The organism is Candidatus Pelagibacter sp., from assembly GCF_052049935.1.
Classification (GTDB): Bacteria; Pseudomonadota; Alphaproteobacteria; order Pelagibacterales; family Pelagibacteraceae; genus Pelagibacter.
Window position 1 is genome coordinate 1 of the sequence record NZ_JBNGZA010000001.1, and the last position, 9,547, is coordinate 9,547.

10 protein-coding genes are annotated in these 9,547 nt (G+C 24.9%); 6 read left to right on the plus strand and 4 right to left on the minus strand.

Annotation, left to right across the window (positions count from 1 at the left end):
• Both ACTT90_RS00005 and ACTT90_RS00010 read left to right on the plus strand, forming a co-directional pair.
• Positions 1-990, plus strand: a 990-nt coding sequence (locus ACTT90_RS00005; protein ID WP_440936859.1) for a tetratricopeptide repeat protein, incomplete at its 5' end; no start/stop codon positions are given.
• A gap of 36 nt (positions 991-1,026) precedes the next feature.
• On the plus strand, positions 1,027-1,728 hold the full coding sequence (locus ACTT90_RS00010) for a glycosyltransferase (protein WP_440936860.1): 702 nt from the start codon (positions 1,027-1,029) through the stop codon (positions 1,726-1,728).
• On the opposite strand, the gene ACTT90_RS00015 is transcribed toward ACTT90_RS00010, so the two are convergent.
• Complete coding sequence (locus ACTT90_RS00015) at positions 1,717-3,315, minus strand: hypothetical protein (protein WP_440936861.1); 1,599 nt, start codon at positions 3,313-3,315, stop codon at positions 1,717-1,719. The two genes, ACTT90_RS00010 and ACTT90_RS00015, sit on opposite strands and share 12 nt — an antisense overlap.
• Before the next feature lie 66 nt (positions 3,316-3,381).
• Between ACTT90_RS00015 and ACTT90_RS00020 the strand changes: the two genes are divergently transcribed.
• Entirely contained in the window at positions 3,382-4,068 is a 687-nt protein-coding gene (locus ACTT90_RS00020) for a hypothetical protein (protein ID WP_440936862.1), read from the plus strand.
• A 1-nt stretch (position 4,069) separates the two neighbouring features.
• Here the strand turns inward: ACTT90_RS00020 and ACTT90_RS00025 are convergent, their stop codons facing one another.
• The gene (locus tag ACTT90_RS00025) at positions 4,070-4,780 is read right to left on the minus strand and encodes a zinc-ribbon domain-containing protein (protein WP_440936863.1); all 711 of its coding nucleotides are present in this window, start codon (positions 4,778-4,780) and stop codon (positions 4,070-4,072) included.
• A 38-nt stretch (positions 4,781-4,818) separates the two neighbouring features.
• Between ACTT90_RS00025 and ACTT90_RS00030 the strand changes: the two genes are divergently transcribed.
• The 3 genes from ACTT90_RS00030 to ACTT90_RS00040 are packed head-to-tail and all read left to right on the plus strand — an operon-like array spanning position 4,819 to position 7,810.
• Complete coding sequence (locus tag ACTT90_RS00030) at positions 4,819-5,322, plus strand: STAS domain-containing protein (protein WP_440936864.1); 504 nt, start codon at positions 4,819-4,821, stop codon at positions 5,320-5,322.
• On the plus strand, positions 5,323-6,078 hold the full coding sequence (locus ACTT90_RS00035; protein WP_440936865.1) for a prepilin peptidase: 756 nt from the start codon (positions 5,323-5,325) through the stop codon (positions 6,076-6,078). It begins immediately after the preceding gene.
• A 34-nt stretch (positions 6,079-6,112) separates the two neighbouring features.
• Positions 6,113-7,810 carry a tetratricopeptide repeat protein gene (locus ACTT90_RS00040; RefSeq protein WP_440936866.1) on the plus strand — a complete coding sequence of 566 codons (1,698 nt, stop codon included), beginning with the start codon at positions 6,113-6,115 and terminating at the stop codon, positions 7,808-7,810.
• Here ACTT90_RS00040 and ACTT90_RS00045 read toward each other — a convergent pair.
• Both ACTT90_RS00045 and ACTT90_RS00050 read right to left on the minus strand, forming a co-directional pair.
• Positions 7,807-8,862 carry a putative zinc-binding metallopeptidase gene (locus tag ACTT90_RS00045; protein ID WP_440936867.1) on the minus strand — a complete coding sequence of 352 codons (1,056 nt, stop codon included), beginning with the start codon at positions 8,860-8,862 and terminating at the stop codon, positions 7,807-7,809. The genes ACTT90_RS00040 and ACTT90_RS00045 overlap by 4 nt on opposite strands.
• Positions 8,862-9,503 (minus strand): hypothetical protein, encoded by a 642-nt coding sequence (locus tag ACTT90_RS00050; protein ID WP_440936868.1) that lies wholly within the window; start codon positions 9,501-9,503, stop codon positions 8,862-8,864. The genes ACTT90_RS00045 and ACTT90_RS00050 overlap by 1 nt, the downstream gene beginning before the upstream one ends.
• Positions 9,504-9,547: the final 44 nt, after the last annotated feature.

Here is a 9,547-nt window from a genome sequence, read left to right on the forward strand (position 1 = left end):
ATTTTATTTTTTATGATATTTATGTATTCAATACATTTATTTTATAAAAATAAAGATCCTTATATTTTAATTGCATTTATCTGGATTTGTGCAAGTTTGAGTTTACCAGTTTTATTTGGTTTAATTGAAAAAGGATTTCCTTTAATTTCTAACTTGGCTGAAAGATATCAATACTCGTCAGTCGTGAGTTTAGCTATAATTATTTCTTGGATTTTTTTAAATAATTTAAGTTTAAAAAAGATCTACAGAAGTGTTTTTTGTGTAACTTTATTTATTGGAATAATATTTTTTTCAATATTTATTCTAAAAGATAGATCCTATGTTTATTTAGATAATAATGTTTTTATGAGTGAAATTGATGAAAAAAGTCCCCGTAATGTTCATAGGTATGCTTTCACAAATAATATAAAACAATCAATCATTTCAAATGATGAAAAAAAATACTTATTTAATTTATATCAACTATACAGCTTGGAACCTTATCATGATGATAGTATTTTAGAATTTTTAAGATATCAAATATTATTAAAAAACAAAAATGGAATAAATTATTTTGAAAATAAATATAAAGATAATTTTAAAGATTCTGCGCAAAAAAATTTTAAACTTGCAAAATTTTATTATTTTTTTGAGGAGTATGAAAAATCTCAAAATACAATAGAAGATATTTTTGAAAAATTTAATAAATTGATTGAAGAAAAATCTAGAGATAATATAGAAATAATTCTACAAAACCCATCAATTGATGATCTTTATTTTGAACTTGGTAAAATTAAATTTAGCTTAGAAAATTATCCACAAGCATTAGATAATTTCAAAGAAGCTTACTTGTATAATCCTTATCATGCTACCGCATTATACAATTCAGCTATTACACTTAAAAAATTAGGCCTTTTTAAAGAGGCCACAAAAGCATTTGAAGATTCAATTAAGATTAATCCTTTTTTAAGAGAACATACAAAAAACAAACTTATTAATAATATCGAATAATTTTGGTAAAAAAGTTTTAATAATTAAAAGTTTTTTATGAAATTAAGTATAATTATTCCAATTTTAAACGAAGAGAAAAATATTTTACCTCTGACAAATAAGATTAAAAATGAACTTAAAAATAATCAATTTGAAATTATTTTCGTAGACGATAATTCAGCTGATAATAGTAAAGATGAATTAATAAATTTAAAAAATAAATATAATTTTTTTAATCCAATTTTAAGAAAAAAAACAAAAAGAGATCTTAGCAAATCATGTTTTGAAGGAATCAAAAAATCAAATTTTGAAAATATTTTAATAATGGATGGAGATTTGCAACACAATCCTAAATATATAAAAAAAATGTATAATCTTTTTTCAAAAAAAAAATTAGATATTGTTATTGGAGCTCGAAAATTATCTATTAAGAATAAAGGTTTATCGGAATTTAGACGTTTTGCTTCAAATATATTAATTATTTTATTTAAAATATTTAAAATAGATACAACTGATCCAATGAGTGGATTTTTTATTATGAAGAAAAAATTATTTAAAAAAAATGAAGATAAATATTTTGGAAAAGGATTTAAGATTTTAGCAGACATTCTTATCAATTCAAAACCTAAGCTAAAATCAGCAGATTATTATATTGCTTTTAATCGTAGATTTGAAAGTAGTAGCAAAATGAATTTAAAAATACTTTTAATACTAATTCAATTTTATTTGATTTCTTTATTTAAAAAATTATTTATCTAAAAGTTTTTTTGCTATTTCATCAATAGCTAAATCATTATTTTTAATCCAATCTCTTGATTTTTTTGAGATTGAATTTTTAACATATTTTTTAGCATCAAATAAATTGCTAAATTTTTTTGTTGGTTTTTTAAACTCTTTATTAAGATCTGTGCTATTAATTTTATCTAAAACACTTTTTATCTCATATTCTGATAGTTGTTCTCTTAGTAGGTCAAATTGTTTATCCATTTCTTTTTGAATTTTTGGAAAAACTTCTTTTTTAAATTCATCTGCAATTAATTCCGGATCAACATCTTTTTTTGATGAAGATGATTTCTTTTCAATATTTTTTTGCAATATCGAATGGCTTTGTTGTAATTCTGATGAATGATACATTTGTAACATTCTCATATTTTGCATATCCATAATTTTTGACATTTGATCGAATTTATCTTGTAACTTTTCAGACTCTGTCTTGTTTCTTTGTTTCTCTTCAATTTTATTAATTAATTCTGGTTCCATTTCTGTTAGTCTTTGGTTTACATCATTTTTATAAACTGAAATTTTATCAAGAGTTTCATCGATTTTATTATTTAAATTATTTAAGGAATTTTCAATTTTAAGATTATAATCTTGTAGCTCACTAATTTTATTATCAAAACGTTGTTCTATACTAGAGGTTTCATCTAAAGATTTTGTTTCATTTATTTTTTGAATACTATCTTCAATTTTAGTTGATATATTAGTTAAATTATTTTGAATATTTGAAAATTGGATATTTAGTTGACCAATTTGATCTTCAAGATTAGCAAAATTTTTATTTGTTTCTTCTTCGTATTTACTAAATTCTTGATGATAGCTGTCATTTATACCTGATAATTTTGACTCCAGGTTATCTTCAGATCTATTTAAAGCTTCACTTAATTTGATGTCTAATTCATCGTTAAATTTATCTGAAAAAATATTTTTTTGGTTTAAAAGTTCATCTAATTTTTCGGTAAGTTCACTGCTATTTAAATCTAAGTCGTTAATCTTAGCATTTAAAATTTCAAGTTGATCATTTGAATATTGAGAAGGTTTTCTCTCAATCTCTTTATAAACTTCTTCATTTAGTAAAATTTCATCATCATAATTATCGCTGCTTGAAGCTACTTCATTGACAACTTCATCTGTTAAATTAATAACATCATCCACTTCCTCAATTAATTCTATAATTTTCTGATTTTTAGATACCTCTATCTCATCCTTAAGTTCTATAATATTATCATTAAGATTTTGAAGCTCATTATTAGCTTCCTCGACATCAGAAAATTGATTTTCAATTATCTCATTATTTAAAAAAATTATTTTATTATTTATTTCTTTAGATTTTTTATTTAGGTCGTTGTTATTATCTATATTGACTGTGGTAGTAATGGATGATTGTCCAGAACCAGCATAAGACATTTTTGTCTGCAAATTTTCATTTAAATCTAAAGTTTTTTTAGAAAAAATTTCTTTTAATTTTTGAATATATAGCTGTCTAGATAGTTGAAGTTGCTTATCTTTTAATAACTCGATCTTAGCATCATCAAGGGTTTTTTTGATGTAATTTGGAGTTTTTTTCATATAATTAATATCAAGTACGAATCATTTACATAATATCAAATGTAAATATGATAGTAAAAATTTATAATGTTAAGTGGATCTAAAAATAAATCTAAAACTGTTGAAGACGAATCAATAAGAGATAAGTCTAAATTTGTTGTAGTTGGATTTGTGGTAATGGTGATTGCCTTAATTGGATTTATAGTAGGTGAAATTTACACAAGCTTAAAATTATCTGAACAAAACAAATTGCTTTCTTCTTCAGGAAATATTCAACAACAAACTGATGATATTGTGATTGAAATTGCAAAACTTGGAAAAGATGTAAATAATGCTGAATATTCTTATATTCAAGAAATAATGAAATTTATGTCACCTACTGAATTCCAAAATTATAAGAATTCTATTTCGGGAATGGCAAATCAATTTAATGTTCAAATTAATAGTCTTAACGAGAGTGAATCTTTAAAGCTAGGAAAATTGTATGCAATTAATTATATTGAGTATCAATTTTTAAGCACTTTTGAAAATCTCACATTTTTAAAAAATAAGCTATCTGAAACTGAATTTAAAATAAATATTGTTAATGAAACAGTAAAAAGAGAAAATCCAAATTCAAATAAAATAATTGCCCAAGGAAGGATAGGAGTTTATGTATTTCCTGGTAAAGAAAAATTATTAAAAGAAAAAAAATCAGTTATCGAACAAGTCGAAAAACAAAAAAATAAAGAAAATGAAAAAGTTTCAGAAGCAAAATCTGAAGAAAAAAATTAATCTATCTAACTTCAATAAAAGGTCGTATATATTCAAAGACAGGAATTAGAAAGTTTATATAACCTTCAAGAAACGGGAACATTAAAACAAGATCACTCTTAATTGGGACCATAAAAATTGATCCAACAATTGAGAGAACAATTAACAAATAAAACAATAGCCTTGTTCTTCTTGATTGATTGGCTTGTTGTTCCTCCTCAGAAATTTCTGCAACTTTTTTCTTTTTAAGTGCTTCAGCTGCATCACGCATTCTATCTTTTTTAAATAATTTTTGGAAAAAATTTAAATTTTTATCTCTCTCAAATTTTAAATTATCTAAATTTTTATCCATTTCTTCTTTAGATGGAAGATCATCATCTTCATCTGTAAAAATTTTAAAATTAGAAACGTTATCATTAGTTTCTTTTTCTGCTTCTGCAGCTACTTCGTCAGGATCAATAGTAGACAATAATTCTTCAGGATCATCAACTGGAGGTTCCTCTGTTGTATTAGATATTGGCTCCTCATAACTTGGTTCTGTAGTAGATGGATTAGTTTGAATTTCAGATTTTTCTTTATATTTTGTCTCTTCTGTTGTTGGATAGTTTCCTTGATTTGGATGGTAGAACCATACTTCTGCACAAGAACCACATCTTACCTTGGAACCTTCAGCTGGCATTTGATCATCAGCTAGCCTAAACTTCTTTTTTCCACAAATACAGTCAATAATCATATGTTGTAATTTAAAATTAATAATATAAAAAAAGCCTTATGTCTATCGAACAAAAAATTAACGGAAACGTAGGAATACTATTTCTATCAGATGAAATAGACCTAGATAAATCACCACAAGTAAGAGAAAACATAAAAGATCTTATAGATAAAGTTAAAACAATAGAAGTTCAGCTTTCAAAAGTAAAATATATCGACTCATCAGGTATTGCAGCACTAGTTGAAGGAATGCAGCTATCAAAGAGTAATTCAAAAGATTTTTTTCTAACTGATGTAAGTAATGAAGTAATGAAAGTTATACAATTAGCTCATTTAGATAAATTTTTTAAAATTAAAAGCCAAACAGGTAAAGATGCGTTGGAAGGTAGCTCAGACCCAGCTCCTACACCTGATCCTGAACCTCAAGCGAGTGAAAATGTAGATCTTGCTCCATCAGAGGAAAAACAACCTGAACAAACAAGTCAAGACAAAGAAGAAACTCAACCTAGCATCAGGAGAGATGATGAAGGTGGTGAGGATGATAAAATAAAATTCAAAAGGTAAGTGTTTAGCTTACTCCTGTTTATTATTGGTGGAATATTTGGAAGTTTTTATAACGTTTGTATCTATAGATTACCCAATGAACTAGATATTGTTTCTAAAAACTCATTTTGCATCCATTGTAAATATAAAATACCTTTTTATCTCAATATTCCAATAATTTCTTACATTCTAAATTTGGGTAAATGCAAAAATTGTAATGAAAAAATAAGTTTGAGTTATTTTATAGTTGAACTGCTTACAGCGTTTTTATTTGTTTACTCTTATAATCTATTTGGATTAAGTTTTGAATTTTTTGGATATATTATATTTTATTCATCGCTAATTATTATTTTTTTTACTGACTTAAAATATTATTTAATATTAGATAAAATCACTATACCGATATCATTAATAGGATTGTTTTTTGTTATAATTGATCTCAATCCATTTAATACAAATTTTTATGACTCAATTCTTGGAGGAATAATTGGATATCTGACAATTTATATAATCCGTTATATATTTTTTAAAATAAGAAAAGTCGAAGGGATGGGTCTTGGAGATGCAAAATTATTTTTAATGATTGGTATTTGGTTAGGTATAAAATCAATTTATCTTATTTTGGCAAGCTCTGCTCTTGCTGGTGCAATTGTAGGATCCATATTTATTTATATTTATAAAAAAGATAAAAATTTTCAAATACCATATGGTTGCTTTATCGTTTTAGCATCAGCTTTATATCCCAAGTTAGGTTCACTCTTTTATAATTTGCTTTAAAGATATAATATAAATCTAATTGATTCGTTAAAATATGAACAAATCTTTAGTTACACATAACATAAAAAAAAATTATCAACTGCTAGACAATAGACAATTTGGTCTTGCTGAACAAAATGCTTTTAACTTATTGAAACAAGATCCAGAAAATCATGAGATTTACAATCTAATTGGAGATATACATTATAAACAAAATAATTTTGATAAATCAATTTGGTATTATTTTTCTTCATTAGATAGAAATTTTGACACAAAAGCTTTAAACAGATTAGGTACAAATATTTTTTTACTTAATAATAATCAAGCTGCTGAAAAAATTTTAACAAATCTTTTAGCCCATGACCCAAAATATATTCCTGGATATTTAAGTTTAGGTCTTGTTTATGAGCAAAGCGAGAAAACTGAAAAAGCAATTGAATGTTATAAGGCTGCTATAAAAATTGATCCTAAAGAAATAAAAGCCTATCTTAGTTTAGCAAACCTATACAAAGATAATTCTAAGTATGAAGAAGCTATCAAAATCTATCAACAGGGATTAATAAACAATTCAAGTAATCATTTTATACTTAGTAATTTGGGAAATTTATTTCATCTACAACATAAATATGATGATGCAATTGTCATGCATCAAAGAGCAATAAAAGCTAAACCAGACTCACATGTTGTTCACTTTAATTACGCTAATACTCTTTTGAATGCTGGAAAATATTCTGATGCTATAGAAATGTATAAAAAAACCACAGAACTAAGTCCAAACTTCAATAGATCTAAAATTAATTTAGGCACTACTTTGTTATCAATGTCAAATTTTGATGATGGATTTAAAGAATATAGCAATAGGATTTTTGAGGACAAAAATTTTAAAAACATTTTAGATAAAAAAAATTTAATTTGGAATGGTCAAAATATTGAAAATAAAAGAATTCTTATTATTGCTGAAGATGGACTTGGAAATACTTTGCAATTTTCAAGATATTTAGAAACATTAAGTCAGTTAAATTGTAAAATAATTTTTAAATGCCAGGAGGAACTGCATCATTTATTTGAAGACTTAGCATTTATTGAAGAACTTATTAGTTTAGAAAATGATTATGATGACTATGATTATTGGGCACCACTTCAAAACTTAATCTATCTCCTGACACCAGATTTAAATAGTAATTGTCCTTATCCAACAGTATTAAAAATTAATGATAACAAACTAATGGAATGGGAAACTTTAATTGCGGTAAATGATAACGTGAAGGTAGGACTAAATTGGCAAGGTAGTAAAGCAAATCCAAGAGTTGCTAGTAATTCAATAACTTTAGATAGATTTAAAAATATTGTTAATAATAAGTCAGCAACTTTTGTAAGTCTTCAAAAGGGATCTGCTGTGAACGAGATTGAAGAATTTAATTTGGGAGAGAGCATAATTAACTATGACTTGCTAATGGATACAGGTAGCAAAAAATTTTTAGATACAGCTGCAATTATAAAATATCTTGATCTTGTAATTACAACTGACACTTCTATAGCTCATTTAGCTGGGACTTTAGGTACACAAACATGGTTATTATTACCAAAAGTTTCTGATTGGAGGTGGTTAAATTCTAATGATGAAACTGTTTGGTATGATAATTTTAGAATTTATAGACAAAAAATTCAAGGTGACTGGTCAGAAGTCTTTTCAAGAGTAGAAAAAGATTGTTTTGAATTAATCAAAAATATTTCTGATTTAAGAAACACTTAATTCAATTTTTTCCAAAAATTCTTATCTATTTTATTAGAAATTTTTTTTAATCTAGAAATCATCAATTTTGATTTTTTAAGCAATATTTCATCTTTAGAAATGATTTGTTTAAAATTATTATGTTGAGTGATCATAAATGCAAAAAGTTCTGCCTTATCCTCTGCTAAATTATTTCTAGCATATTTAGAAATGTAACCTTTAACAGAGTTATCAATTACATTTTTGTCTATTAGTAATTCTTCCGAATAACTTTGTTGATTTAAGTTATTCCACTTATCATCTAAATAGATTGTTGTAAGGGCAGTATCTATTACATGAAAAAATTCATGATGAAACACGTGTTTAACAATTCCAGTTTTATTTTTTCCATAAGAATTCACTCTATTGATGTTTATATAAAAAACTCCAGGAGATTGATCGAAATGTCCAGGCGCCATACCAACGGGCTCAATGCCTTTATCAATTATTTTTTCACAAATCATAACATATTTAAGACCAGAATTATCTAAGAATGACTTTGGATAAAGATTAATTTCTTTGGTCAAAATATTTAAGCTATCTTTAAAATTTGATTTACTTTTTGTACAATTAAAATCATCTTTATTTTTAAAATCTTTTTCAGCTATTAAAATATCAATTCCTTTGGTGGAAGAAACTTTTTTTGCAAAAATAAATTCGTCAAGAACTTTAAGAGTTTTTTTAGAAGAATTGTAATTAGCAAATCTATTATATTTTTGATTTTTTTTTAAAGATCTAAATCTTATTAAGCATTCTAATCCACCGTCATTATTACAATCTTGTAAAGCTAATTTATCTATTTCTTCTTGTGTACCAATACCTAACCTAGTGTAAAGTTTGCCTCCTAAAGTTTCAACTACAGAACCTTTAATTTTATTATTTTTTTTTTGTTTTTCTTTTAAATCATCGATGTATTCTTTTAAAAATTTAACCCTACCCTCATAAAATTCTCGGTTATCTGAAGTATGAGATTTAGAACTATGAGCAATGTTTATTTCAAGAAAAAAAAATAAAACAATGAAAATTAATTTCATTAAATATTTTTGAAAAATTTAATGCTAAAACTTGAAGATATATCTCTATATTTTTCTGAATAGCACGAAGCAAAAATTTCTAAACTATTTGATTGTGGTGCGTCTGTTAATACAAAATTCAAAGAGTTATCCATTGGTTCTTTTTGATTTAAATCAAAACTATTGAAATACTCTTTCCACATTTCAATTTTTTCTTTACATTTATTTAAATCTCCCTGTTTTTTATCATTAAAGACTATAATGGAATAAACCTGGTTTTGAGAATTGGTATAAAAATAATAGTTATTAAAATGATCTGATATTTTAGATGGTTTAACTACATAGCATTTTCCATCTAATAAATTTTTTTCACATTCTCCTATAATTGTTAATTTTTTGTCATTAAGTTCAGCTAAAAAATACTGGTCAAATATTTCTTCTAATCTATTTTTAGGAAGTGTTACATTGGTGTTTTTGGGTTCTAATAATTCATTTACATCGCTAACATTCATTCCTTCTTTTTCCTCAGGTTTTTCCTCAAAGATTTCTTCTGTCTCTTTAATTTCTTGAATTTCTTGTCCTGGCAGATCTCCTGACTCTCCTGAAATTGCATTGAAATTTAGAAAAATTATGAATAAAAATATTTGAATTAATAGTTTCATTTATTTAAAAGACTATATATTAATAATTACCAATTATTTATTAT

Bases quoted from the DNA above. Each gene is read 5' to 3' on its own strand.
- ACTT90_RS00025 (WP_440936863.1), bottom strand. From the start codon at position 4,780: ATGATTATTGACTGTATTTGTGGAAAAAAGAAGTTTAGGCTAGCTGAT.
- ACTT90_RS00010 (WP_440936860.1), top strand. From the start codon at position 1,027: ATGAAATTAAGTATAATTATTCCAATTTTAAACGAAGAGAAAAATATT.
- ACTT90_RS00015 (WP_440936861.1), bottom strand. From the start codon at position 3,315: ATGAAAAAAACTCCAAATTACATCAAAAAAACCCTTGATGATGCTAAG.
- ACTT90_RS00050 (WP_440936868.1), bottom strand. From the start codon at position 9,503: ATGAAACTATTAATTCAAATATTTTTATTCATAATTTTTCTAAATTTC.
- ACTT90_RS00045 (WP_440936867.1), bottom strand. From the start codon at position 8,862: ATGAAATTAATTTTCATTGTTTTATTTTTTTTTCTTGAAATAAACATT.
- ACTT90_RS00040 (WP_440936866.1), top strand. From the start codon at position 6,113: ATGAACAAATCTTTAGTTACACATAACATAAAAAAAAATTATCAACTG.
- ACTT90_RS00030 (WP_440936864.1), top strand. From the start codon at position 4,819: ATGTCTATCGAACAAAAAATTAACGGAAACGTAGGAATACTATTTCTA.
- ACTT90_RS00020 (WP_440936862.1), top strand. From the start codon at position 3,382: ATGTTAAGTGGATCTAAAAATAAATCTAAAACTGTTGAAGACGAATCA.